The 25,163-nt window shown below is 72.1% G+C and carries 23 protein-coding genes; 13 read left to right on the plus strand and 10 right to left on the minus strand.

The genetic code is table 11. The features are described from left to right. Positions 1–58: 58 nt before the first annotated feature. The 3 genes from H7K62_RS08925 to H7K62_RS23740 form a co-directional block, all read right to left on the minus strand. Positions 59–2,227 carry a 3-hydroxyacyl-CoA dehydrogenase NAD-binding domain-containing protein gene (locus H7K62_RS08925; protein ID WP_186717612.1) on the minus strand — a complete coding sequence of 723 codons (2,169 nt, stop codon included), beginning with the start codon at positions 2,225–2,227 and terminating at the stop codon, positions 59–61. Next, the gene (locus tag H7K62_RS08930; RefSeq protein WP_370591686.1) at positions 2,224–3,447 is read right to left on the minus strand and encodes a thiolase family protein; all 1,224 of its coding nucleotides are present in this window, start codon (positions 3,445–3,447) and stop codon (positions 2,224–2,226) included. The genes H7K62_RS08925 and H7K62_RS08930 overlap by 4 nt, the downstream gene beginning before the upstream one ends. 359 nt (positions 3,448–3,806) lie before the next feature. Beyond that, the gene (locus tag H7K62_RS23740; protein ID WP_186717613.1) at positions 3,807–4,337 is read right to left on the minus strand and encodes a CGNR zinc finger domain-containing protein; all 531 of its coding nucleotides are present in this window, start codon (positions 4,335–4,337) and stop codon (positions 3,807–3,809) included. 69 nt (positions 4,338–4,406) lie between these two features. Here H7K62_RS23740 and H7K62_RS08940 point away from each other — a divergent pair, with 69 nt between their 5' ends. Beyond that, entirely contained in the window at positions 4,407–5,063 is a 657-nt protein-coding gene (locus tag H7K62_RS08940; RefSeq protein ID WP_186717614.1) for a LysE family translocator, read from the plus strand. Positions 5,064–5,261: 198 nt separating this feature from the next. Here H7K62_RS08940 and H7K62_RS08945 read toward each other — a convergent pair whose 3' ends face one another. Continuing rightward, positions 5,262–5,855, minus strand: a complete 594-nt coding sequence (locus tag H7K62_RS08945) for a TetR/AcrR family transcriptional regulator (RefSeq protein WP_255479997.1) — start codon at positions 5,853–5,855, stop codon at positions 5,262–5,264. Between the two features lie 110 nt (positions 5,856–5,965). Here H7K62_RS08945 and H7K62_RS08950 point away from each other — a divergent pair, with 110 nt between their 5' ends. The 6 genes from H7K62_RS08950 (at position 5,966) to H7K62_RS08975 (ending at position 10,568) form a co-directional block, all read left to right on the plus strand. Next, a complete protein-coding gene (locus tag H7K62_RS08950; protein ID WP_186717616.1) occupies positions 5,966–7,117 on the plus strand; it encodes an FAD-dependent oxidoreductase in 1,152 nt (383 codons plus the stop codon). A gap of 119 nt (positions 7,118–7,236) precedes the next feature. Then, positions 7,237–7,545, plus strand: a complete 309-nt coding sequence (locus H7K62_RS08955) for an antibiotic biosynthesis monooxygenase family protein (RefSeq protein ID WP_186717617.1) — start codon at positions 7,237–7,239, stop codon at positions 7,543–7,545. 272 nt (positions 7,546–7,817) lie between these two features. Further along, complete coding sequence (locus H7K62_RS08960; protein ID WP_109775242.1) at positions 7,818–8,237, plus strand: hypothetical protein; 420 nt, start codon at positions 7,818–7,820, stop codon at positions 8,235–8,237. 348 nt (positions 8,238–8,585) lie between these two features. Then, the gene (locus H7K62_RS08965) at positions 8,586–8,855 is read left to right on the plus strand and encodes a hypothetical protein (protein ID WP_186717618.1); all 270 of its coding nucleotides are present in this window, start codon (positions 8,586–8,588) and stop codon (positions 8,853–8,855) included. 285 nt (positions 8,856–9,140) lie between these two features. Further along, positions 9,141–9,833, plus strand: a complete 693-nt coding sequence (locus H7K62_RS08970) for a hypothetical protein (protein WP_186717619.1) — start codon at positions 9,141–9,143, stop codon at positions 9,831–9,833. Positions 9,834–9,878: 45 nt separating this feature from the next. Beyond that, on the plus strand, positions 9,879–10,568 hold the full coding sequence (locus tag H7K62_RS08975; protein ID WP_186717620.1) for a hypothetical protein: 690 nt from the start codon (positions 9,879–9,881) through the stop codon (positions 10,566–10,568). Between the two features lie 225 nt (positions 10,569–10,793). Here the strand turns inward: H7K62_RS08975 and H7K62_RS08980 are convergent, their stop codons facing one another. Further along, positions 10,794–11,666, minus strand: a complete 873-nt coding sequence (locus tag H7K62_RS08980; protein ID WP_186717621.1) for an alpha/beta fold hydrolase — start codon at positions 11,664–11,666, stop codon at positions 10,794–10,796. 76 nt (positions 11,667–11,742) lie between these two features. On the opposite strand from H7K62_RS08980, the gene H7K62_RS08985 reads away from it, so the two are divergent. The 4 genes from H7K62_RS08985 (at position 11,743) to H7K62_RS09000 (ending at position 15,038) form a co-directional block, all read left to right on the plus strand. Further along, positions 11,743–12,258 carry a hypothetical protein gene (locus tag H7K62_RS08985; protein WP_186717622.1) on the plus strand — a complete coding sequence of 172 codons (516 nt, stop codon included), beginning with the start codon at positions 11,743–11,745 and terminating at the stop codon, positions 12,256–12,258. Positions 12,259–12,330: 72 nt separating this feature from the next. After that, a complete protein-coding gene (locus H7K62_RS08990; RefSeq protein WP_186717623.1) occupies positions 12,331–13,218 on the plus strand; it encodes a metallophosphoesterase family protein in 888 nt (295 codons plus the stop codon). Between the two features lie 98 nt (positions 13,219–13,316). Beyond that, positions 13,317–14,075 carry a hypothetical protein gene (locus H7K62_RS08995; RefSeq protein ID WP_186717624.1) on the plus strand — a complete coding sequence of 253 codons (759 nt, stop codon included), beginning with the start codon at positions 13,317–13,319 and terminating at the stop codon, positions 14,073–14,075. A 246-nt stretch (positions 14,076–14,321) separates the two neighbouring features. Next, positions 14,322–15,038, plus strand: a complete 717-nt coding sequence (locus tag H7K62_RS09000; RefSeq protein WP_186717625.1) for a DUF4304 domain-containing protein — start codon at positions 14,322–14,324, stop codon at positions 15,036–15,038. 491 nt (positions 15,039–15,529) lie between these two features. On the opposite strand, the gene H7K62_RS09005 is transcribed toward H7K62_RS09000, so the two are convergent. After that, the gene (locus H7K62_RS09005) at positions 15,530–15,937 is read right to left on the minus strand and encodes a hypothetical protein (protein WP_186717626.1); all 408 of its coding nucleotides are present in this window, start codon (positions 15,935–15,937) and stop codon (positions 15,530–15,532) included. A 187-nt stretch (positions 15,938–16,124) separates the two neighbouring features. On the opposite strand from H7K62_RS09005, the gene H7K62_RS09010 reads away from it, so the two are divergent. Then, entirely contained in the window at positions 16,125–16,571 is a 447-nt protein-coding gene (locus tag H7K62_RS09010; RefSeq protein WP_186717627.1) for a hypothetical protein, read from the plus strand. 130 nt (positions 16,572–16,701) lie between these two features. Here the strand turns inward: H7K62_RS09010 and H7K62_RS09015 are convergent, their stop codons facing one another. The 4 genes from H7K62_RS09015 to H7K62_RS09030 all read right to left on the minus strand — a co-directional run bounded on the left by H7K62_RS09015 (position 16,702) and on the right by H7K62_RS09030 (position 20,033). Continuing rightward, positions 16,702–17,055, minus strand: a complete 354-nt coding sequence (locus H7K62_RS09015; protein WP_186717628.1) for a nuclear transport factor 2 family protein — start codon at positions 17,053–17,055, stop codon at positions 16,702–16,704. A gap of 251 nt (positions 17,056–17,306) precedes the next feature. Further along, entirely contained in the window at positions 17,307–17,816 is a 510-nt protein-coding gene (locus tag H7K62_RS09020) for a hypothetical protein (RefSeq protein WP_186717629.1), read from the minus strand. A 167-nt stretch (positions 17,817–17,983) separates the two neighbouring features. Next, complete coding sequence (locus H7K62_RS09025) at positions 17,984–18,646, minus strand: potassium channel family protein (RefSeq protein ID WP_186717630.1); 663 nt, start codon at positions 18,644–18,646, stop codon at positions 17,984–17,986. Then, positions 18,639–20,033 carry a TrkH family potassium uptake protein gene (locus H7K62_RS09030; RefSeq protein ID WP_222437318.1) on the minus strand — a complete coding sequence of 465 codons (1,395 nt, stop codon included), beginning with the start codon at positions 20,031–20,033 and terminating at the stop codon, positions 18,639–18,641. The genes H7K62_RS09025 and H7K62_RS09030 overlap by 8 nt, the downstream gene beginning before the upstream one ends. 121 nt (positions 20,034–20,154) lie before the next feature. On the opposite strand from H7K62_RS09030, the gene H7K62_RS09035 reads away from it, so the two are divergent. Beyond that, positions 20,155–24,990 carry an NAD-glutamate dehydrogenase gene (locus H7K62_RS09035; RefSeq protein ID WP_186717631.1) on the plus strand — a complete coding sequence of 1,612 codons (4,836 nt, stop codon included), beginning with the start codon at positions 20,155–20,157 and terminating at the stop codon, positions 24,988–24,990. The last annotated feature ends 173 nt before the right edge of the window (positions 24,991–25,163 follow it).

Below are 25,163 nucleotides of genomic sequence, written 5' to 3' on the forward strand. Positions count from 1 at the left end.
CAGGCCGGGAGTGCGGGAGGGGGCTGCCCGGAACGGGTGTTCCGGGCAGCCCCGAGCCTCACGCGGGGACGGAGGCGACGCCGCGGGGGAGGAACCGCTGTCCCGTGACGCGCTCGGACACCCCGGCGCGGTCCAGCAGCGGCAGGATGCCGCCCAGGTGCGCCGGCCAGCCCGCGCCCAGCTGCAGGCACAGGTCGATGTCGCGCGGGTCGGAGACCACGCCCTCGTCGAGCATCCGGCGCGCCTCGTCCGCGAGGGCCTCCAGCACGCGGTCGCGCACCTGCTCCTGCGTGGAGGGGCTGTCCCCGAGCACCAGCAGCTCCTGGGCGGCCGGGGTCAGCGTGCGCGTGCCCTTCTCGTAGACGCCGGGCAGCCCGGCCTCGACGATCCGCCCCAGGTTGGCCGAGACGGGGAAGCGCTCCGGGAACGCCGCGTGCAGCGACTCGGCCACGTGCAGCGCCACCGCCGGACCCACGAGGCCCAGCAGCTCGAAGTTGCTCATCGGCAGGCCCAGGGAGTCCAGCGCCGCCTCGGCCACCTCCACCGGTGTGCCCTCGTCGACGACGACGCTGGCCTCGCTCATGAACCGCGTGAGCAGCCGGTTCACCACGAACGCCGGGGCGTCCTGCACGAGCACGCAGCTCTTGCGCAGCCCCTTGCCCACCGCGAAGGCGGTGGCGAGGGTGACGTCGTCCGTCGGCGTCTCGCCGGTGGTCCGCACGACCTCCACCAGCGGCATGACGGCCACGGGGTTGAAGAAGTGGAACCCGACCAAGCGCTCCGGGTGCTCCAGCGCTCGGGCCATCGCCGTCACCGACAGCGAGGACGTGTTGGTCATGAGCACGCAGTCCTCCCCGACCACCTGCTCCACGGCCCGGAACACGTCCTGCTTGACGGCCAGCTCCTCGAACACCGCCTCGATGACGAGGTCGGCGTCACCGAACGCCGCCGCCGTGTCGGTAGTGCCGGTGACGTTCGCCGTGAGCCGCTGCGCCGCGCCGTCGGACAGGCGCCCCTTCTCGCGGAGCTTGGCGATCTCGCCGTGCACCCACGCCACGCCCTTGGCCACGCGGGCCTCGTCGAGGTCGGTGAGGACGACGGGCACCTTGAGCTGCCGCGCGAACACCAGCGCCAGCTGGCTGGCCATGAGGCCGGCGCCCACCACGCCGACCTTGCCGACCGGCCGCGCGAGCTTCGGGTTGGGCGCCCCCGCGGGCTTCTTCGCCCGGCGCTGCACGAGGTCGAAGGAGTAGACGCCGGAGCGGAACTCATCGGTCATGATCAGCTCGGCGAGGGCGTCGTCCTCGGCGGCGAACGCCGCCTCCCGTCCCTGCTCGCCCACGTCGGTGCGAGCGCGGGCCAGCAGGTCCAGCGCCCGGTACGGCGCCGGAGCCGCCCCGTGGAGCTTGGCGTCCACGGCGGCTCGGGTGGCGGCGAGCACGCCGTCCCAGAGCCGCTGGTCGCGGCTGACCTCGGCACGGTCGACGACGACGTCGCCGTCCACCACGCGCGCCGCCCACCGCAGGGACTCCTCGAGGAAGTCGGGGGAGTCGAGGACCACGTCCACGACGCCCAGCTCCAGGGCCTGCTGCGCGGTGAGGGTCTTGTGCGAGGCGGGGTTGGCGATGACCACCTGCACGGCCTTCTCGATGCCGATGAGCGCGGGCAGCAGGTGCGTGCCGCCCCAGCCCGGCACCAAGCCGAGGGCGACCTCGGGCAGCGCCAGCCCGCGCGCCACGGACGACGCCGTGCGGTACGTGCAGTGCAGCGCCACCTCCAGGCCGCCGCCCATGGCGGGGCCGCCGACGAACGCGAACGACGGCACGCCGAGCTCGCCCAGGCGGCGCAGCTGGTCGTGACCGTGCTTGGCGACGGCGCGGGCCTCGCCGGGGGAGCTGATGCGGGCGACGTCCTTGAGGTCGGCGCCGACGGCGAAGACGAACGGCTTGCCGGTGATCGCCACCGCCTTCACCGCACCCTCGCGCACCCGGGCCTCGACGGCGTCGAGGGTGTCCCGCAGCTGCAGCAGGCCCGCGGGGCCGAGCGTGGTCGGGCGGCGGTGATCCTCGGGGTCGTCCGGGGAGTTGTCCATCGTGATGAGCGCGAGCGAGCCCTCCAGGCCCGGGCGGAGGGCCGCGAGCGGCACCTCCTGCCACGGGAAGAAGGTGACGCGCTCGGACCCGCTGGGGTCGACGAGGTCCTCGGGACGCACGGTCTGCGCGCTCATGCCGCCTGCTCCTTCGCTCCGTCGGCCGATCCGTCGAAGTGGGGGTTCTCCCACAGCACCGCGCCGCCCTGGCCCAGGCCCACGCACATCGCGGTGAGGCCGTAGCGGACGTCGGGGCGCTGGGCGAACTGCCGGGCCAGCTGGGTCATGAGCCGCACGCCGGAGCTGGCCAGCGGGTGGCCGACGGCTATGGCGCCGCCCCACGGGTTGACGCGCTCGTCGTCGTCGGCGATGCCGAAGTGGTCGGTGAAGGCCAGCACCTGCACGGCGAAGGCCTCGTTGAGCTCGAACAGGCCGATGTCGTCGATGGTCAGGCCGGTCTTGGCCAGCAGCTTCTCCGTGGCGGGCACGGGCCCGATGCCCATGACCGCCGGGTCCACCCCGGCGAAGGCGAAGCCGGCCATCCGCATCGCCACTGACAGGCCCAGCTCGGCCGCGGTCTCGCCGGAGGCGAGCAGGCACATCGTGGCGCCGTCGTTGAGGCCCGCGGCGTTGCCGGCGGTCACGCGGCCGTGCGGGCGGAACGGGGTCTTCAGCCCGGCCAGCTGCTCCACGGTGGTGCCTGGGCGCGGCGGCTCGTCCGCCGTCGCCAGGCCCCACCCCTTCTGGGCGTGGCGGGTGGCCATCGGCACGAGGTCGGGCTGGACGTCGCCGCGCTCGTAGGCGGCGGCGAGCTTGGCCTGGCTGCCCGCGGCGAACGCGTCGGCGCGCTCGCGGGTCAGCTGCGGGTACCGGTCGTGGATGTTCTCCGCGGTGCGGCCCATGACCAGGGCGTCGCCGTCGACGATCCGGTCCGCGACGAAGCGCGGGTTCGGGGCGAAGTTCGCGCCGAGCGGGTGGCGGCCCATGTGCTCGACGCCGCCGGCCAGCACCGCGTCGTAGGCGCCGGCCGCGATGCCCGACGCCGTCGTCGTCACCGCCGTCATGGCGCCGGCGCACATCCTGTCGATGGCGAACCCGGGCACCGACTGCGGCAGGCCGGCGAGCATGCCGGCGCTGCGGCCGAGGGTGAGGCCCTGGTCGCCCTCCTGGGTGGTGGCCGCGATGGCCACCTCGTCGATGCGCTCCGGCGGGAGCGAGGGGTTGCGGCGCAGGACCTCGCGCAGCAGCCGGACGACCATGTCGTCGGCGCGGGTCTGCGCGTACATCCCCTTCTCGCCGGCCCTGCCGAACGGTGTGCGCACACCGTCCACGAACACCACGTCGCGCCCTGAGAGCACGCCGACCTCCTCGTCGATGGACCACCTGTGCGGTACGAGAAGTACACGGTACCTGCGGTACCGGGTTCTGGCCAACGACCCCGGTCTGAGTGGCAGGTGTTAGGGGCGTGAGGTAGACGCCTCGTGCTGGGCGGGGCTGCCAGCTGGCAGCCGGGCCGCCCACGGCGCTGTCGCGGTGGGCGGGGGACGTCGAGGGAGCGGTCCGTCGAGGTTCGTTCGCCGCGCCCGTGTGAGACGGATCACCGAACAGGGCGACTGAGACTCGAGCACTAGGCGTGACGACGTCGGCCGCGGTGGCCCGACGACCGTCCGGTGAGCGGTCGTCTTGCGACACATCGCCAGCTGAAGCCCGCAGCTGATCACATCCGTGCTCGGTGTCGCCTGACCGCTGAGCGGTTGGCGCACCGCACCGAGCAGTACCGCTGCCGCCCGTTCCGGCTCACGTCGACGACGACGTTGACGCACCCATCTCCCACCGCCGGCCCCGCAGCGCAGCGCCCGAGCCGTCCCATCCCTCGGGTCGTCAGGTGCAACGCGGTCCCCACGCTGATCACCGCCGCGAGCACCGCAGGCAGCGGCTGGTCGGGGTCGCGGTAGTGCAGGTGCCACCCCTCCCCGTGGTGGTCGGTCAGGCGCGGGTAAGCCGTCACCGCCGCCATCTGGGCGTTCAGCAGCCGGGCGCGCTCGTCGTCGTCCTCCGCGTCCACGACCGCCAGCCACCGGTCCAGCACCGCTCGGGTCGCCTCAAGATCACCCGGCGCGGGCGGGAAGGGCATTGTCATGCCGTGCTCGCGGGTGCGAGCGACCAGCTCCTCACGGGTAGAGGGCCAGTCATTGGCCAGGGAGGCCGCCAGCAGCACCGCGTACTGCCCGTAAGGGTTGAGATGCACAAGGGCATTACAGCAACGTGATCACATGACCCGCACCACCGGCTCCTGCTGCCCTTCCCGGATGACGACGTGATCAGCACCGCCGCGGCCGCCGGGGTCGCACTCGTCGCCTTGGGCGTGGTGCTCAGCCCGGGACCCAACATGGTGTTCCTGCTCTCGCGGACCCTGGCCCAGGGCCGCCGCGCCGGGGCGTGGGGGCTGCTCGGAGTCGGGCTGGGGTTCGCGGCCTACCTGGTGGCCACCGTCGCCGGCTTGGCCGGGCTCTTCCAGGCGGTGCCGGTGGCCTTCGAAGTGGTCAAGACCGCTGGCGCGGTGTACCTGGGTTGGCTGGCGCTCCAGGCGGTGCGCTCCGGCGGGGGCCTCGCGACCGTCCCGGGCGGCCAGGGCTGTCCTGCCCGCCAGCACACCGCCGCGCGGTTGGTGGTGATGGGTCTGGTGACCAACCTGCTCAACCCGAAGATCGCGCTGATGTACGCGGCGCTGCTGCCGCAGTTCGTGCACCCCGGCCAGGGGTCTGCTCACCAGCAGCTGCTGCAGCTGGGGGCGGTGCAGATCGTGGTCGCCCTGAGCGTCAACGCTCTGATCGTGCTGGGCGCTGCGCGCCTGGCTGCCACCCTGCGGCGTCGTCCTCGGTGGATGCTGGCCCATCGGCTGAGCACCGCAGCGCTGCTGACGTACTTCGCGGTCAAGACGCTGCTGACCTCCGCCCCGCGGGCGGCCGCATGAGATGTGCACCGCCGTCGGCCCGCGTGGCCTCGGGTTGGCGTCGCACGGTCCGCGTCCAGCGTCCGGACGAGGATCCCATCTGCGACGGACCGGGGCTCCGGGCGTCACGAAGCCGCGAGGTGCACCGGGGCGGGCGGTCAGCGGTCCCCTGCTGCGACCTGCCGCGGCATCGTCGGGGAAGGTCGCGCAGGCATCTGCTCAGCTGTCCCTCACCCCGCATCGAAGCGCGCGGAACATCACCTCGAGTCGCTCTGCGGTGTCCTGATGATCGGAGGCCAGCAAGAACCCCTCGATGACGAACGTGGCGAGGAGCTCTGCCTCCTGCCCCTCCATCGAGGTCGACTCCACGAGGGCTGCAGCAAGTGCTGGCTGGTGACGCCGCCACGAGCTCTGCCAGTAGCTGTGCAACGCCGGGGTGGAGTCGACCAGCGCCCGGAACTGGGCGAACTCGGCGGACTGCCTGCGCTGCTGGACGTCGTCCCTGCCCAAGAACCACTCCCGCAAAGCGCTCAGCGGGCTCGTGCCCTCCGCGCGATCGGTGACCGCAGCCAGGAGCGAGGCGATGACGTCGTCGTCCTCATCGAAGACGAGGGCCTCCTTGCTCTCGAAGTGGGCGAAGACGGTCGCGACCGCGACATCGGCCCGCTCGGCGACCTCACGGATGCCGACGTCGTCGAAGCCGCGCGCCAGGAAGAGCTCCAGCGCTGCTGTCGCGATCGTCGCCCGCGTCTGAGCCTTCTTGCGCTCCCGCCGTCCCGGCCCGGAAGCGTCAGCCTTCGTCGAAGCCGTCATCGCCACACGAACACCTTACAGGACAGGTCTGAGATCGTACTCGTTGCAAAGTCAGAACCGTTCTGCTCTACTTCTCCCAGTCGGCAGCACCAACGGAGACGGAGCGGGACATGACAGCAGCGAGCCTGAGCGGCAAGCGGATCGCGATCATCGGAGCAGGCCCTGGTGGGCTGACGTGCGCGCGCATCCTGCAGCGCAACGGCATCACCGTGACGGTCTACGACCGCGACGCCGACGAGCACGCCCGCAACCAGGGCGGGTCCCTGGACCTGCACGAAGACGACGGCCAGCTCGCGCTGCGCGAGGCCGGCCTGCTGACGGAGTTCTTCCAGCATGCGCGTCTGGAGGGGCAGGAGATGCGTCAGCTCAGCACCGATGGCCGCCTCCTGGGCCAGCACGTTCCCGCGGAGAGTGAGACCAGCGCCCCGGAGATCGACCGAGGGCAGCTGCGCTCCCTCCTGCTGCGTTCACTCTCACCGGGCACGGTGCAGTGGGGACGCGGGGTCGCCTCGATCACCGGCCCCTCCAGCGGACCGCGAACGATCGAGTTCCGAGACGGCAGCAGCACCGAGGCCGATCTGGTCATCGGTGCTGACGGCGCCCACTCCAAGGTCCGCGCCGCCGTCTCGCAGGCCAAGGCCATCTACTCCGGCGTCAACTTCCTCGAAGCGTGGTTCGACGACATGGAGACCGAGCACGCTGCCCTGGCCGCCTTCGTCGGCCAGGGCAGCGCCGTCGTCAACGACGCCGACGGCGCCATGTGGGCCCAGCGCAACAGCGGCGGCCACATGCGCGTGTACCTCGTGCGCCGACGACCCCTGGACTGGATGACCAAGCACGGCCTGACCGCATCAGACACGGCGGGCATCCGCGCTCACCTGCTCCAGGAGTACGCCGGCTGGTCAGACGACGTGCTGAGGTTCGTCACCGACAACGACGGCGAGTACGTCGACCGCCCCTTGTTCGTGCTGCCCGCTCCCCACGCGTGGGAGCACTGCGCATCGGTGACGCTGATCGGCGATGCCGCCCACCTGGTCCCACCGGTCGGCGTCGGAGTCAACCTCGCCATGCTCGACGCCTGCGAGCTGGCGCTGGCCCTCGTCCGCGAGCAGACCATCGACGACGCTGTGCGCGCCTACGAAGCCGGGATGCTTCCCCGCTCCACCGAGCTCGCCATCGCCCTGGACGGCAAGGGGGACTTCCTGCTCACCGACGACGGCCCGCCCGAAGGTGCCGTCAACCCCGTTGAGCAGACCGCCTGAGGGCGTGGCCGTCTCATCACCGACCCCGACGACCCCACTCACGCCCCCGGATGCTGAGCCGGCCCCGACCGGTGACCCATCCCTGCAGCTCGACGCAGTTCCCGAAAGGACAGACCTCCGTGAACGACCCCCTCATCCTCATCAACCCCTTCTCCATTCCCACCGACGCGGTCGACGCCTTCGTCGAGCGCTGGGAGGAGAACACCCACGACCTTCGAAGCGCTCCCGGGTTCGGCGGCACGGTCCTGCATCGCGCCATCGACTCCACGGCGACGTTCCAACTGGTCAACATCGCCTACTGGGACAGCGAGGAAGCGTGGCGCGCTGCAACCGGCGACCGCCGCGTCGCCCCGGTCTCCACCCCCGCAGCAGCCTCGCGTCACCACATCACCCCCTATCCCGCGCTGTACCGCGTGATCTCGCGCTAGCCAGTTCTACGGCCACCTGAACGGCTGCAAAAGCTGCCCTCGATGTCCCCAACGCCGAGGGCAGGCGTCATGAAGCGCCTGTGCTGACGGAGTCCCTGCCTGACGGGCTCGGCGCCGATCGCATGGACTTGAAGGGGCCCGAGTGCGCACGGGTAGCGATCCGATCTGCGACGGACGACGGTCCCGAGCGCCGGGGCGCCGCGCTGTGCGCCAAGGCGGGCGGTCAGCGGTCCTCGGTGAGACGGCTCGGACAGGTTGGCTAGCGTCCGGGCATGGACGTCGAGCGGACCCGCTTGGTCGAGGCCTACTGGCGGAACAACCGGCGCCTCACCGCCCGTACAGACGCCCCCGGGTCCCAGCCTGCTTCGTCGGCGGACAACACCGCCGACGAGGATGCCGACTTTTGGGCTGTCGAAGCCGTCGACGAGGCATCTCAGAGGTGGAGCGCCGCCGATGTCGTCGACCTGCTGGAGGACCTGCTCTCAGCCGACGACGCAGACCCCATCTACGTCGGCGCTGGCCCCCTCGAGGAGCTGCTCCATGAACGCCCCGAGGTGAGTTCCGTCGTCGCCGAGCGGTGTCGACGTTCGGACCTCGCTGAAAGGTGGCACGCCGCCCTGTCGACAGTCATATGGGACGAGCGGCATCTCCAAGAACTCGCACCGCTACGGCCCTGGCTGCCTTTGCCCTAACCCTGCCCTCCACGAGGAACGGGCGAAGGCGCCGCGAGTTGGGACGGCTCCGGGCCGCCGGGGCGTCCGGGTGGCGGTCCCTCCGCGAGGCACGACCGCAGGGTGAAGCCACTCACCGAAGGTGGACACGGCGAAGCGTCGTCGACAAGATCGCCTGAACCGAGCTGTTGAGCCGGGGTGAACCATGCGGTCGCCGTCCAGCCGCAGCGACTACCGGCGGAGGCCCACGCCATGGGAATGACCGTCTGGCTTGTCAAAGACTCCCCACGAGACCCCCGTCGCCACCACAAGAAGCCCAACAATCGGCGGACGAGGTCTGAAATCCGAAGCAGGACCTACGCCCCGCCAGTGGACTCCCTCGACGATGAGGAAGAGCTGACGCACTTCCTGGCCTTCCACCCCGTCGCGAGTGAGTTGCCGATGCTGTCCCGCTGGGATCCAGCTGGCCGGCCCTGGTGCCAAACGCCTGACGAAATTGAGTGGATCGCGGCTGAGGTGCAGCGGGCTCTGCTGCAGATTGAACCTGGAAGCCAGACGGGAGAAATGCTCGAGCAGCTGCTCGGGCTAGCACGTCGCGCGATGGCGGAAAACCTGCTCATGGAGGTCGCACCGGACTAGGCCTTGGGGCGGGCAGGGTGGTCAGCGTGCCGATGACCGGTTCAGGATCCCGGCTGAGACGGGCCGCGCCGCCAGCCATCACATCTCGCGGTAGGGGTGAGGGCGTCCGGGTAGAGGTCGGCGAACGACACACGATCGCGGTTATTCGTCGGTCCGGCCCGCACATGGCAATCGGTTGGTCACGGACGGTCCTCGGGGCCGTCGGCGCAGCCGCCACCGCAGACCGCCCGGTGCACTGGAGGCCCTTGACCCCACCACGGCGACACCCCGACGATCATCGTCGTGGTGGCCTCCGCTGACGACCCTGCCTCTGGGACACCGGGCTCCGACTGGTCTCAGCACGTCGAGGACTGCGTCGACCTAGGCCGAGCCGCCGTCGATGACGGACTCCTTGCCAGCGCCACCTCCATCGAGACGGCGCTGATCGAACGCCGCTACACCCGCGGGCGCCGCGGCGGGCAGTGGGACCCACCGCCCGGACCGGCCTCAGGCGTCATCTCGCAGCTGACCCCGACGTCGGTGGACCTCCAGGCCGGCGGCCAGGACGACGACGCCCTCGCCACCACCGCAGAGGCGATCACCGACCGGCTCGTCACGCTCCTGGGCGTCCCTGACTCCCGTGGCCCGGTGCCGGACACCGACCAGGTCGAGGCGCTGTGGGAGCGCCCGGACCTGGCGGTGGTGGTGAGCTTCCTGCCGTCGTGGTCCTCGCAGTGCAGCTTCGCCCCTGGGGTGACCCCCACGGGCACGCTCTGGCTGAGGCTGTCGCGCCCCGACGTCACCGACACCGAGGAAGACCCCGAGCGAGCCCGCCACCTGGCCCGGAACGGCTCCTCGGTGGAGCGCTGGCACGTAGCCGCTCAGGCGCCGCTGCCCAATGACGTGGTCGCCCTGCTGGAGAGCGACGAGGACCCCACCGTGGTTCGCGCCGTCCGCGCTGGAGCCGACCGGCGCAAGTGGTTGAGCACCCGGCCCTAGCGGGGGGGCCACCACCCCTGCTCGCTGAACAGGAACGAGGTCGCTGTGCCCGAGAGCCCCCATCCTCTGACCAACCCCGCCCCGCCCACCGGTGTGATGCAGCTCGTCGAGGAGGCGGCCCATCGGGGACTGCTCAAGGACGGCGATTCGTTGGCTAGTGGCATCGAGCGCGCCGGGTGGCGCCGCGACACCCACGGCGGCTGGTGGACCTACGAGCCCGACCCGGCCTGGAGGCTCGGCTCGACGATCGACCCGGCCGACGTGTCGATCTTCGCGACCGGCTCAGATGCTGTGGTCGCGGCTGCGGCTGACCAGGTTGCCTCCCACCTGACCGCAGGTGGCGTCGAAGGGCTGGTGGGCGGTGGGGCAGATGAGCTCGGTGTGCGCAGCTGGCGGGGGTCAGCGGTCAGCGTGGACCTGTACTTCTCGCCGACCAAGACCGTCGACTTCCCCGGCAAGAAGATCGAGATCCCCTGCTGCCTGCAGCTGGCGGTGGCGCGTCAGGACGCCCCCAGCGACCGTCAGCCATCCGACCACGAGCGGGCACGCCGGGCGGCCCAATCAGGCACCCGCATGCAGCGGTGGTACCTCGCCGCTCAAGACGACCTCCCCGCCGACGTCGTCCAGGCGCTGGCCCTGGACGATGAGCCCGCGGTCGTGGCCGCCCTGAAGGCCAGCGCCGGCCAGCGAGAGCGTTGGCGCAAGCGCGTGGCTGACGGTGTGGAAGACGCCTGAACTCTGCTGGGCGCCTTGCAGGCCTCGGTACTGCGATGTACGCCGGGCTGACCATCACGACAGCGCCCTGACCGGAGAGGGATCCCCACTGCGACGGATGCCAGCCCCGAGCGCCAGGGAGTCGCGATGAGCCATGAGGCGGGTGGTCAGTGGTCGTCTCTGCGACGAGCAGCACGGTGAGCTGCCCGTCGCCGAGGAGTCCTTGAGGTGCCCGATGAGTGGTGGCTACGGACTCGCCGGCACGTTGGCCGGCTCAGCCAAGAAGTCTTGTATCGCCCGCGTGACCTGCTGGGGTCGCTCCAGCGGCGGCAGGTGACCGGTATCGGCGAGGTCGAGGCGCTGCGCGCCGGGGATCCCCTCGGAGAGCAGGTCCGAGACCGCTTGGATGGCGGGTACGTCCTCCAGGCCGTTGATGACCAGCGTTGGAGCGGAGATCTCGACCAGCCTGTCGGATGCGAGCAGCGCAGGGACGCGCTCGGGGACTGGATGTTCGCTCCACTCGCGCTCGAAGATCCTCTCGAGCATGACCAACGCCTGGTCCCACACGACGGCGTCCACGTCGGCTGCGGTGCGCCGCGGGCCGGCCACCATGATCCGCGCCTGCACCTCAGCCATGGCATGGATGTCCTCGGAGAGGATCTGCGTGGCCGTGCCAGCGGCGTAGGCCCGCAGCCGCGTTTCCGGGACGGCGGCCAGGAGCTCTTCGCGCACCTGCTGCTGCCACTCATGGGGCCAGGCATGCCCGAGTACCCCGGAGCTGATCAGCACCAGGCCAGCGACGCGCTCAGGGGCCTCCAGCGCGGCCTGCAAGGCATAGCCTCCGCCCATCGAGCAGCCCACCAGCACGCCGTCCTGGACGCCGAGGGCGTCCAGGAGCCCCAGCAGATCCTCGTGGTGTGCGTAGTCGCCCCGCGCTGGATCGGAGTCTCCGTACCCACGCCAGTCGTAGCGGATGACGCGGTGGTCGGCCGCTAGTGCGGTGAAGGGCCCGTCCCACATTCGCCGGTAGGCGATGCCGGCGTGTGAGAAGACGATGGCAGCGCCCTCACCTGCCTCCTCGAAAGCGATGTCGGCCTTGTCGATCCTCACCACCGGCATGATCCGCATGCTCGCAGAGCGATGGTCTCGGTCAGCGCTCAGACGCTGACTACCGGCCCGCGCCTACAGTCCTCGTGTGCTGATCACTGCGTGGCGGCTGGAGATGCCTCAGGTGCCCGGGTACCGCTTCACGTGGCTGGGTCCCTACACCTCGCACTGGCTGACAGCCGAAGCCGAGGAGCTCGTGCGCTTCATGGACCACGAGCACAGCGCCACCCTGCCCGAACCCCGCGACATGGGACTCTTCGCCCGTCATCGCGACGTTGGCGACCCCCTGCTGTGTGGCTGCGACTCCGAGGCTGGGCTGCGGGCGTGGTTCGGGGACTACCTGCCTGCCCTGCAGCACCAAGGAGCCCACGTCGCCGCCTACACCGTTGACGAGGGCGGCATCGTCGACCGTGACGACCACCAGCTGATCTTCATCGAGAGTCGAGCGGAACTGGTGCAACGCCAGGGGAACTTGCCCTTCGCGCCGCTGGTGCGCAGTTCCGCAGGGTCCCGCCTGGCGGTGTACGCCGCCAATCCCGGGAAGTACGACTACGTCCCCGGCCAGTCGCGGTGGCAGTCCGCGCTCACGTCGTCGACGGAGTGACCGGACGGGCGTCCGCGACGCCCGGATGAACAACTGAGGCTGCCCACCGGTGATCGCTCGTAGTGTTCGCAGATGGTGGTGCGTGCAGCCGTCTTGTCCGATGTTCACGCCAACCCCTTCGCGCTGCGCGCAGTCCTGCAGGACGTGCGACGGGCTGGAGCCGACGTGATCGTCAACCTCGGGGACCTGGTGGCCGGTCCCTGGCCGGTGGAGACCGTCGAGGAGCTGTTCGCAGCGGGATTTCCGGTGGTTTCGGTCCGTGGCAACGGGGACCGCATGGTCGCTGACGCCTACGACCAGCGCCCCGGCTGGACCGATGACGTCCCGCCTCCCGCGCGGACGATGGTCACGTGGGCCGCCTCGCAGATCCGGCGGCAGGAGCGAGACCTGATCGGGTCGGCTCCTCTGCGGACCAGGCTGACCGTCGCCGGGCTCGGTGAGGTGGAGCTCTTCCACGCCACTGCCCGCAGCGATGAGGAGATCGTCCTGGAGACCACCGACGACGACGTCGCAGCGGAGGCGTTGCAAGCGCTGCTGCCGCGGCCATTCGCGTCCAGTGGGCAGGGTGGCGTCGAGGACTTCTACCCGTTGCTCGCGGTCAGCGGGCACACCCACCTGCCCACCGAACGGGTCGCGGGCGCGGTGCGCTGGGTCAACGCCGGCAGCGTGGGCAAGCCGTTCGACCACCCCAGTGCCTCGTGGATGCTGCTGGGGCCCGGCGTCGAGTGGCGGCGCACCGACTACGACGTCGAGGCCGCTGCCGCAGCGGCACGCGCGTTGGCTCCTGCCCCTGGAGCAGTTCTTGAAGACGCGGCCCTCGAGGCGGTGGCTGAGGAGTTCATCGCCTCCCTGCGCCCAGGGGGGCGCCGGGAGGTGCTGGACGTCTTCGCGCCTCTGGCAGCTGCCACCTACGGGCACTGGGCCACTCGGTCTCGGCTGGACGTCCTCGACGGGGGATGACCGCCGCCGCCCTCCGCACCAGGAGGGTGCCCGGTCGAGGATGGTCAACGAGACGCCAGCGACTCGCCGTCGCCTACCCATCCCTGTAGACCTGCGCCGTGACCGAGGACCTCACCGCCGAGCTCGTCACCGACCGACCCCGCACACCCCAGCAGTGGGAAGACCTCTTCGCCGGCACCTGGCCCCCCTACATCGACGCAGACCCCATCGCCGCCGCAGCCCTGCCCGACGTCCACGCCACCTTCCCCGACCTGCAGGTGGCCCTCACCCGCCCCGCCGGGTACGACCACGACGAGCAGCTCGCCGGCGCCGCCTGGGGCGTCCCCATCGTCTGGGACGGCGACACCGAGCGACTGCCGGCCGGGTACAGCGACGCTCTCGTCCGGTCCCTGGATGACCGCACCCGCGGGGCGGTGGCCGACACGCTGGTGATCTGCGCTGCTCAGGTCCACCCCTCCTGCGCCCTCGCCGGCACAGCGGCCCATCTGCTGGCCCACCTCATCCAGACCGCGGCCGAGCAGGGGCTGCGCAGGGTGGTCGCGCCGCTGCGCCTGACCGGCAAGCACCGCTACCCGCTGATCCCGATCGAGGTCTACGCGCGGTGGCGCCGACCGGACGGGGACGCCTTCGGCCCCTGGCTGAGGGCTCACGAGCGGATGGGCGCCAAGAAGCTGTCGACCACGGCGGCTTCTCAGTGCTTCCTCGGCTCGGTCGAGCAGTGGCAGACCTGGAGCGGACTGGACCTTCTCGCCAGCGGCGACTACGTCGTTGCTGGGGCACTCTCAACTCTGCGCATCGAGGTCGATGAGGACGCAGGGCGCCTTGACGAGCCGGGCGTGTGGGTCCGTCACCGGTGACAAGCACGCCGGCGGCTGACCGGACGGCGATCGGGACTGCCGCTGGCACCGTATGCCGCCAAGTGATCCTCAAACCAGACGTGGACGGACCACTGGCCCGGTCAAGAGCACCAGCCGTGTGCCGTCCTCGGCCTGCCAGGACTGGACCGACGAGGGCCTCAGTGTCGCGCGGTCGGCCGCACATCCAGTGACGCCGGCGTGAGCGGGAGGCATGCTGGGGGAGTGGGGACACCGCAAGCCGACGCGATGCGCGAGGTCGTGGCCCACGTCCACCCGGTGCTCACCGCCGCGGGGTTCCGCAAGCGCCGACACACCTTCAACCGCACCGTCGAGCGCGGCCTCGTCCACGTCATCAAGTACCAGCTCGGCCCTGCTGACCCGCCCGGCGTCGAGGAGGTCCCTGGGGTGCACATGAACCTGCGGGGCCTGTTCGACGTCTCGCTCGGGGTCTACATCGCCGAGTCTTGGCAGCTCCAACACGGCCGCCGCAGCGATCACGACCCAACGGCCGTCACCGGCCAGGCCGTGAAGGAGTGGGTGAACGACTACGACTGCGACATCCGCGAGGGGCTCGTCAGCGATGACCCGGCCTTGAACTGGATGTTCCCCCTGCACGACCCGCAGTCCATGGCAGAGCTGCAGGTGCAGCTGCTGCACAGCGACGCCTTGCCGTGGCTGCAGCGCTTCAGCACGCGGCAGTCCATCCTCGAGCAGCTCGAGGCCGCGCCCGTGGACTCCCGCGACATCTGCGGTGATGCCGGCGCTGGCCCGGACCGTTTGCTGGCCGTGCGGATGCACCTGGGCGCCGGGAACCGGCAGTCAGCCCAGCAGCACTTTGAAGCGTGGGTGGCGCACTGCCGCGCAGAACTGGCCCCGGGAGCCGAGGACGACGGCCACCTGGAGTTCCTTGCGGAGTTCGCGGACTCGACGGGCCTGATGATGCCGTTGCGGGATGCGGTCTGAGCCCGACGGCGGCGCGTCGCGTCGGCGAGCACTGATGAGTGCTGCTGCTTCCGCTGGCCGGTGAGTGATCCCATCTGCGACGAACTGCGCCGTCGGCCGGTGGAGCGAGCCGAAAGGCCTACGGCGTCCGGTACACGGTCGGCTACCGGGCCGCCGGCCCTTCAGGTCAAGGGCAACCCACGCGTGGACGTGACGTGGTCTGTGACCGGTCCGGCGTAGTCACCCGTCGACAACGTCGCCGACGGCTCCACCATCACGATCACCGCCCCTTCCACAGAGACCGGGCGGTGCTCCACACCCCGGGGCACGACGTGTACGACCTGCGGACCCAGCACCACCACGGTCTCCGCCCCCGCTGACCTCTGGTGCAGGTGCAGCTGCCCCGACAGCACCCGGACAGATGAGCCGCCACATGGACTCGCAGCGCACGGAGATCATGCACTCCGACTCCGCAGGCGCCCCGGAAGGCGGTGGTCAGCCTGCCGCTGATCTCAGTGCGTCCACGTGCGCAGGCGAGCGATCTCGTTCTGGTTGTGTCGCAGCACGAAGCCAGCCACACGCCCGCTGATGGGAAGGAAGGTGATGGGTGTCCAACGCCGCCGACCATCCGCATCGCGCCACGTGACCGCTGGCCAGTCGGTGACGGCCACGACGGCATGACGCGGGATCGTCCGCGACCACAAGATCCCGTGGACGGTGACGCCGCGTGAGTCGCAACGGACCTGCAGACGTGGTGAACGCACGAGCACCACGACTGCCAGCACCGCCAGGGGTAGGGCCGCAGCCTGGCTGAGCACGGGGACCGGCGGGTCGACGACGAGTGCGCCCGCTACCAGCGCAGCCGCCGGCGCCAGCAGCGCGCAGGCCACCTTGGTGATGGGCAACGGGGAGAGCACCACTGCCCCACCCAAGCTCAAGATCGTGCTCGATCCAGCCGAATGACCACCCCGAGCGTCCTTCTCTGCGACGGACGGGCCGGGCGGCGTCCTGTCGAGGTGCGCCGGGACGTCCGGATGGCGGTCACCAAGCGTGCGGCTGCCGCTCCGGGGCGGCCTACCTCAGCGGACTTGCGGCACCATCACTGCCATGGCCGCAGACCAGCGCCGACGCTGTGCCCATGTGCTCGACGCAAGGACTGTCGTGCTCGTCATCGACCGAGACGGAGAGGTCGACTACTACGCCACCGCCGCTGAGGCCGCTCGCGACATGGAAGCCATCGACGTCCGCGGCGAGGAGTACCTCGGCGTCTACGGCCTGGACGGCGAGGTCTACAGCGTGGGACTCACCGGGGAGCGGCACCACGAGGTGCCCGTTCTGACTGCGACCGGACAGCGTGACCTCGTCCGTCTTCGGGAACTGCTGCAGGCGGCCCACGCACGTTCACCATCTCGGGTCACCACCGCGGACCCAGCGAGCTTCGTCAACGCGAGGGCGATGTGGGAGTGGGACCGACGCCGCCTGCGGTGGCCGAGGTGGCTCGATCGACGGCTGCATGGGACGGCACCTGCACTGCTGCCGACGCAGCAGCGGTGACGGGATCCGCAGGGCCGACCGGTCCGGGCGGCGATCCCCTCTGCGACGACCAGCGAACGTTGCCATCGGCGCATGACGAGAGCCGCAGCGTGCGGGCGGAGGTCGTCGACAGGGCAGGTGCGCGCTGGCCCTACGCGGGACCGAACGTGGCGGCCAGCACCCGCCAGGTCTCCCCGTCACGCACCCAGAGGCGGTTGTAGACCAGCCGTGCGCTGATCACGGATCCCCCCTGCTCAGCTTCCACGAGGGCCGTCATGCGCGTGCGGCCCGTCGTGGGGCCTTCGTCGACGTCGAGGGTCTCCTGGACCAGGCTCCGCACGCGCAGTGCGCCGCTGCGATGGCTCTCGAGGTCGTCAGCCTTGGTGAAGACTCCGCCGTCGGGGCCCGCCGCCACGAGGCGCGGGTGCAGCAGCCCGTCCAGGGCATCGACGTCACCGTTGCGCTGGGCGGTCTGCAGCGCCTGTTCAGCCGTTGTGAGGTCCACAGCACCAGACTGCAGTCGGTCTGACGCGGCGCCAAGGGCTGTTTGTTGACGGTGAACGCCTCTGCCCAGCCAGCCCGTCGCAGGGGGATCCGTTCAGAGACGGAGTGGAGGCCACCTACCGGCGGGCCCGACGAGCACCGCGGCGTTCGGTGGACTGCCGTCGAGCGAGGCCGGGCGACCCGAGCCGTCGCCGTTCTGCCGACCCCGTCACGCTCTACGAGGAGCTGGCCGACCGGAGGCTCCGGGGCACATCAGGAGCACGCGTCCTTCAGCTCGTAGCGAGTGGTCCCCACCGTGGAGTGCTCCACGCCCCTGGCGCTGTAGGTCATGGACATCGCCTGTGCCGAAGCATCCGCGTCGCTCAGTCGAGACACCTCCACGACCACGTCGTAGGTCGTGCCCGCCGCCAGCTGAGCCCCGGCGGCAGGCACGCGCCCTCTCCACGACGGGATGTCGACCGGCGGGCCGACGGAGCTGCCGATCCCCAGGCCGTCGATGGGGAAGACCACGGCATCGACCACCCTCAGGCCCTCGGGGTGGACGAGGCCCAGCGCCTCCACGGTGATCGGCCCCTGCGGCACCTGGACGACTTCGCCGAGGAGGATCGACCCTCCCTCGCGAAGCGGTGAGCACAGCACCCCGCTGCCCCCTCCGCCGAGGTGCAGCGGACCCTCACCGACCTGCCCGCTGCCGAGGCTGGTGCCGATGACCACCGCGGCGAGGAGGAGCCATCGGCCGGGCGCCTTCACGTGCTTCGTCACGGTCTTCTCCACCGATCCGGTCAGCGTCGACCCTCGACGGGCGACGGGCAGTCCCAGAGCAGCTGATCATGCCCCACAACACGCTGGAAGGGAGGCGGCAGAGCGCCCCGACTCGCCGCTCCCCGCGCCGCACCTCGCCGCCGGTGTCCCGGCGCAGGGCCCGGCGGTCAGTCCAGCTCGACGAAGCGCTCCACGTCAGACGGCTTGCCGGCGATGACGATGACCGAGCCGTAGCTGAGCACGGTGTCGTAGCCGGCGTGCGTGTACTGGCCCGAGCCCTCCGGCTTCACCGACACCACGGTCACGCGGTGGCGCGAGCGCAGCTTGGACTCACCGAGCGGCACGCCCACCAGGTCCCGCGGCGGCCGGGTCTTGGCCAGCACCCACTGCGGACCCAGCTCCACCCAGTCCTCCATGCGCCCGGAGACCAGGTGCGCGACGCGCTCGCCCATCTGCTGCTCGGGCAGCACCACGTGGTGGGCCCCCACCCGCCGCAGGATGGTGGCGTGCTGGTCGGACAGCGCCTTGGCCCAGATGGTCGGCACCTCCAGGTCCACCAGGACGGCGGTGGTGAGGATGCTCGCCTCCAGGTGCGTGCCGATGCCCACCACGGCGCGCGGGAAGTCCTGGATGCCGATCTCGCGCAGCGCCTCCGGCACGGTGGTGTCCGCGGTGATGACCTGGGGGAGCACCCCGGACAGCGACTGGACGACGTCGGCGCGGGCGTCCACCCCGATCACCTCGGTGCCCCCGCGGTGCAGCTCCAGGGCCAGGGCCGTGCCGAAGCGGCCCAGGCCCAGCACGGCGACGGGGTCTGCTCGTCTAGCCAACGATCATCCGCTCCTCGGGGAGGTGGTGGAGCTTCGCGCGCTCGCGCAGGGCGAGCGCCGAGGCCAGGGTCAGCGGGCCGATGCGCCCGATGTACATGAGCACCACGATGACCACGTGCGCCGCCGGCGGCAGGTCGGCGGTCACCCCCGTGGACAGCCCGACGGTGCCGAACGCCGAGACCGCCTCGAACAGCACGATGTCGGTGGGCTGGTCGGTGGTGGTGTGCAGCGCCAGCGTGCCGACGGCCACGAGGCCCATGCCGAGCAGGGCCACCGCGAGCGCCTGCCGCTGGGTGGTGGCGGGCACGCGGCGCCGGCCGACCTCGACGTCCTCGTCTCCCCGCAGCTCCGCCCAGAGCACGGCGGCGAGCAGCCCGAAGGTGGTGACCTTGATGCCGCCGGCGGTGCTGGCCGAGCCGCCGCCGATGAACATGAGGACGTCGGTGACGAGCATCCCCTCGGGGGTCATGGCGCCGATGGGCACGGCGTTGAACCCGGCTGAGCCGGCCATGACGGCCAGGGTGAAGGCACCGACCGCCTGGTCGACCGGGCCGAGCCCGCCGAGGGTGCCGGGGTTGGGGACCTCGAAGACGGCCATGAGCGCCGTCCCCACGGCGAGCAGCCAGAACGTCACCGTCACGGTGATGCGGGTGAGCACCGACCACGAGCGGGGGTGGCGCCAGCCGCCGTCGCGCAGGCCGCCGCGGGCCAGCTCGAAGACCACGGGGAAGCCGAGGCCGCCCAGCAGGGTCGCGGCGCAGATGAGCAGCAGGGTCACCGGGTCTTCGGCGTAGCGCTCGAGGCTGTCGCTGGCCAGGGAGAAGCCCGCGTTGTTGAAGGCCATGACCGCGTAGAACACCGCGCGCCACGCGGTGCGCAGCACCGGCTCGCCGTCCAGCAGGGCCCACTTGCCGAACAGCAGGACGGCGAAGACCGCCTCCGAGACGAGGCTGAACGCGAAGACCGTGCGGATGACGCCCCGGACGTCACCGGCGCTGAGCGAGCGCGACTCCGCCTGCGCCACCAGCCGCGCGCGCAGGCCCAGGCGGCGCGAGAGCAGCAGCGCCAGCAGCGTGGCCGCGGTGGTGATGCCGAGGCCTCCCAGCTGCACCAGCAGCATGATCACGAGGTGGCCGCAGGTGGTCCACGCGGTGCCGGTGTCGACGATGGACAGGCCCGTCACGGACACCGCGGAGGTGGCGGTGAAGACCGCGACGAGCACGTCCGCGCCGCCGTCGGTGTGCGCCACGGGGAGCGACAGCAGCAGGGTCCCCACGGCGATGGCCGCCGCGAACCCGCCGGCGATGACCCGCCCGGGGTGGGGCGTCCCGCCGCGGGGCGTGCGCCGCAGCGGGCTGGCGGTGGGCTGGGCCGTGCTGTCGGGCACGGTCGCCCACCCTGCCAGAGGCCCGCGTCCGCCGTCGTCGTCCTCCTGGGCGACCGCCCACCGGGTGGCGGTCGGGGTGGGCGGTGTGCGGTGGCCACGGCGCGCGGTGGAGGGTGGGGGTGTGCTCCCGCACAGCGGCGTGCGGGCGTGGGCTGACGAGGAGCGAGCAGTGGTCGTGGAGATGTCTCAGCAGGCAGCGCCGGAAGGCCGCCCTGAGGGGGTGCTGGACGCGGTGCGCGAGCCCGGGCGGGCCCGCGTGTGGGCGCAGGACCACCCGGGGGCGACGGTGACCTCGGGGACGACGACGGTGCGCGTGGTCACCGACGACATGCCCTTCCTCGTGGACAGCGTGCTGGCGGTGCTGGCGCACTCGGGGCGCTCGATCCGGCGCCTGTCCCACCCGCGCCACCTCGTGCGGCGCGACGCGCAGGGCCTGCTCGTGGAGGCCCGGCCCGCCGGGGGTGTCGACACGGCGGAGGACGGCGACGGCACCATCACCGAGAGCCACATCGAGGCCGAGGTGAGCCTGGACGGGGAGGACCCCGGTGGTGCCCGCCTCGTCGAGGCCGTCAGCGGGGTCCTGCAGGACGTCCGGGCGGCCGTGGAGGACTGGGACCCCATGCGGCGGCGGGCCCAGGAGCTGGCCACCGCGCTGGTCGAGGACCCGGCCGCCGGCGGCGACGAGGACGAGCGCCGCCGCGCCGCCGCGTTCCTGTCCTGGATGGCGCAGGACCGGTTCACCTTCCTGGGGCACCGGGTCTACGACGCGCGGGCGGCCGAGGACGGCTCCGGTCCCACCGGGCGGACGGTGCTGGACGGCCGCGAGGCCGGTGCGCTGGGCGTCTCGAGGTTCCGGCCGGCCCGCCGGGGCCTGGAGGCCGAGACCGGCGAGCGGGGCGGTCCCGCGCCGGTGCTGGTGGTCTGGAAGGCCTCCGCCCGCGCCACCGTGCACCGGCCCTCGCACCTGGACTGCGTGGCCGTCCGCCTGGTCGACGACCAGGGCCGGGTGGTGCGCGAGCACCGGTTCCTGGGGCTGTTCACCTCCTCGGCGCGCAACGAGCCGCTCCTGGACGTGCCGGTGGTCGCGGACAAGGTGCGCACGGTGCTGCGCCGCGCGGGCGTGCGGTCTCAGGACCACGCCGGGCGCGACCTCATCAGCGTGCTGGAGACCCTCCCGCGCGACGAGCTGCTGCAGGCCGACGCGACGTGGATCACCGAGACCTCCCTGGCCGTGCTCGACCTCAAGGAGCGCCGCCGGACCCGCCTGTTCCTGCGCCACGAGCGCCAGGACCGGGTGGTCTCGTGCCTGGTCTACCTGCCGCGGGACCGCTACACGACCGGGGTCGGCCACCGGGTCGGGCAGCGCCTGCTGGAGGCCCTCGGCGGGGCGGAGGTCGAGCAGACGCTGCAGGTCTCGGAGTCTGTGCTGGCGCGCCTGCACTACGTGGTCCGCGCCGGTGAGGGGCAGCGGCTGGTCGGCACCGACCAGCTCGACCGCTCCGCGCTGGAGCGCTCCGTGGCGGCCCTCACGCGGTCCTGGCAGGACGCGCTGGTCGAGGCGGCGCAGGAGGCCGAGCCCGGTGACGAGGAGCGCGTGGCGCGGTGGGCGGACGGGATACCCGACTCCTACCGCTCCACCACGGCGCCCGCCGACGCCCTCGTGGACCTGCGCCGCTGCCAGGAGGTGCTGGACGGCCCCGAGGGCCGCCCCGTCCTGGAGCTGCGCCGCGACGACGACGCACCGCCCACCGACCGGCGCCTGGTGTTCTACCGCTCCCGCCCGGAGACGCTGACCTCGATGATGCCGGTGCTCACCAACCTCGGGGTGGAGGTGCTCGAGGAGGTCCCGCACCGCCTGCAGGACGCCGACGGGCGGCGCGTGTGGATCGAGGACCTGCGGCTGCGCTTCCCGGAGCGGAGCACCCGCCCGGGCGTCGACACCCGGGCGCAGGGGCGCCGCTTCTGCGACGCCTACGCCGCGGTGGCCCAGGGCCAGGCCGAGACCGACTCGCTGGACCGCCTGGTCCTCGCGGCCGGGCTGACCTGGCGGCAGGTCGCCCTGGTGCGGGCGTGGACGAAGTACCTGCGCCAGGTGGGGCTGGCGTACAGCCCCGAGGGCGTCGCGGACGTCCTGCTGGCGTCCACCGGCGTGGTGCGCCTGGTGGTGAACCTCTTCGAGGCGCGCTTCGCGCCCCTGCGCTCCGGCGGTGAGGACCGCGCCGACCTCGTCGACGCCCTCGAGGAGGAGGTCGGCGCTGCGCTGGACCGGGTGGAGAGCCTCGACGCCGACCGCGTGCTGCGCTCCCTGCTGTCGGTGGTCAGGGCCGTGGTGCGCACCAACGCCTACCAGCACGACCAGCACAGCCCGGACGGCCAGCCGCCTGCGCACCTGTCCTTCAAGCTGGCGCCGCGGCTCGTGGCAGGGATGCCCGAGCCGGCCCCGCACGCGGAGGTGTGGGTGTACTCCCCGCGGGTGGAGGGCGTGCACCTGCGCTACGGCGAGGTCGCGCGCGGCGGGCTGCGCTGGTCGGACCGCCGCGAGGACTTCCGCACCGAGGTGCTCGGCCTGGTCAAGGCGCAGGTGGTCAAGAACGCCGTCATCGTGCCGACGGGCGCGAAGGGCGGCTTCGTGGCCAAGCAGCTGCCGGACCCGGCCCGCGACCGCGAGGGCTGGTGGGCGGAGGGCACCGCCTGCTACCGCACCTTCATCTCGGGGCTGCTGGACGTCACCGACGACCTGCGCACCACCGAGGGCGAGGACGGCCGCCTGGTCCGGGAGGTGGTGCCGCCGGCCGACGTCGTGAGGTACGACGGCGACGACTACTACCTCGTGGTGGCCGCCGACAAGGGCACCGCCACCTTCTCCGACACCGCCAACGAGATCGCCCTGGCGCGCGGCTTCTGGCTGGGCGACGCGTTCGCCTCCGGCGGGTCCGTCGGCTACGACCACAAGGCCATGGGCATCACCGCCCGCGGGGCGTGGGAGAGCGTGCGCCGCCACTTCCGCGAGCTCGGGCACGACACCCAGACCGAGCCCTTCACGGTGGTGGGCGTGGGGGACATGAGCGGTGACGTGTTCGGCAACGGGATGCTGCTGTCCGAGCAGGTGCGCCTGGTCGCGGCGTTCGACCACCGGCACGTCTTCCTCGACCCCGACCCCGACCCCGGGGTCTCCCACGCCGAGCGAGCGCGGCTGTTCGCGCTGCCGCGCTCGTCCTGGGCCGACTACGACCGCTCCCTGATCTCCGCGGGCGGCGGCGTCCACTCCCGCACCGCCAAGTCGGTGCCGGTCAGCCCGCAGGTGGCGCGCCGGCTCGGCCTGGACCCCTCCACCACGGCGCTGTCACCGGTGGACCTGCTGCGGGCGGTGCTCGCGGCTCCGGTGGACCTGTTCTGGAACGGCGGCATCGGCACCTACGTCAAGGCCTCCACCGAGAGCCACGCCGACGCGGGCGACAAGGCCAACGACGCCATCCGCATCGACGGTCGGGACCTGCGCGCCCGCGTGGTGGGGGAGGGCGGCAACCTCGGCTTGACCCAGCGGGGGCGCATCGAGGCGGCCCAGCTCGGGTGCGAGGGCCGGGGCGTCAAGCTCAACACCGACGCCATCGACAACTCCGCGGGCGTCGACTGCAGCGACCACGAGGTCAACATCAAGATCCTCCTGGACCAGCTGGTGGCCCGCGGGCAGCTGGACGGCGCCGACCGCGACGCGACGCTGCTGCGGATGACCGACGAGGTCGGCCACCTGGTGCTGCGCGACAACTACGACCAGAACGTCGCGCTGAGCGTGGAGGGCGCCCTGGCGCCCGCCCTGCTCCCGGCCCACCGCCGGTTCCTGGCCGAGCTGGACCGCACCGGGGTGGTGGACCTGCAGCTGGAGGCGCTGCCCACCCCGGCCGAGCTGGACCGCCGGGCCCGTGACGGCGGCGGGCTGACCGCGCCGGAGCTGTCGGTGCTCATCGCCCACGCGAAGATCACCCTCGGTCGGGCCGTGCTGGCCAGCTCCCTGCCGGACGAGGAGTGGGTCGCGGCGACCCTGCGCGGCTACTTCCCCGCCGAGCTCGGCGAGCGCTTCGGCGACCACCTCGCCGACCACCCGCTGCGCCGCGAGATCGCCACCACCGTGCTGGTCAACCGCGTGGTGGGCCTGGGAGGCCTGACGTTCGCGTTCCGCGCCGCGGAGGAGACCGGGGCCGAGGCCGCCGACGTGGTGCGGGCCTTCGTGGTGGCCGCCCGGGTGTTCGGCCTGCCCGAGCGCGCCGCCGCGGTGGAGGAGCTGGACGGGCGCGTGCCCGTGGCCGCGCAGGTGCGCCTGCGCTCGGTGCACCAGCGGCTGCTCGACCGGGCCGTCCGCTGGCTGCTGCACACCCGGCCCGAGGGCGTCGACGTGCCCGCGGAGGTCGCGCGCTTCGCCCCGCAGGTCGCCCGCCTCGCCCCCGCGGTGGACGGCCTCATCGGCGGCGCCGACCTGCGCACCGTCGAGGGCGACACCGCCGAGCTGGTGGCCCTGGGCGTGCCCTCCGGCGAGGCGCGCCGCACGGCCGCCCTGCTGTCCCTGTTCCCGCTGCTGGAGATCATCGACATCGCCACCCGCGGGAGGCACGACGTCGACCTCGTCGCGCGGGCCTGGTTCGAGATCTCGCGCGCCTACGACATCGAGACCCTGCTGCTGGGCATCAGCGCGCTGCCGCGCGAGGACGGCTGGCAGGTGCTCGCGCGGGCTTCGCTGCGCGACGACCTCTACAGCGTGCACCGCGAGCTCACCCAGGCGCTCCTGCGCGAGCAGCCCGCGCCCGGCAGCGTCACCGACCGGGTGGCGGCGATGCGCGACAGGTTCCGCGACGTGGCGGTGCGCACCGAGGACGACGACGCCCCGCACGACCTCACGTCGCTGACGGTGTCGCTGTGGTCGCTGCGGTCCCACGCCCGCTCCCTGCAGCGCTCGGCCGTCTAGCACGCCGGGGCGGGAGAGCGCTGCTCGTGATCGCACCACCTGGTGGGCTGGGCGAGCCCTCCAGGTGGTGCTCGCGCAGGCATCGCGGTCAGGTGCACGGCCCGCTGCCCACGCGATGGCGGCCACAGGTCCGCACGGGCGCTGCGGGGCTTCGGCGACGCCGACGCAGGGGA

Origin of the sequence: Quadrisphaera sp. RL12-1S (assembly GCF_014270065.1) — a bacterium.
In the GTDB taxonomy this organism is placed as follows: Bacteria; Actinomycetota; Actinomycetes; order Actinomycetales; family Quadrisphaeraceae; genus Quadrisphaera.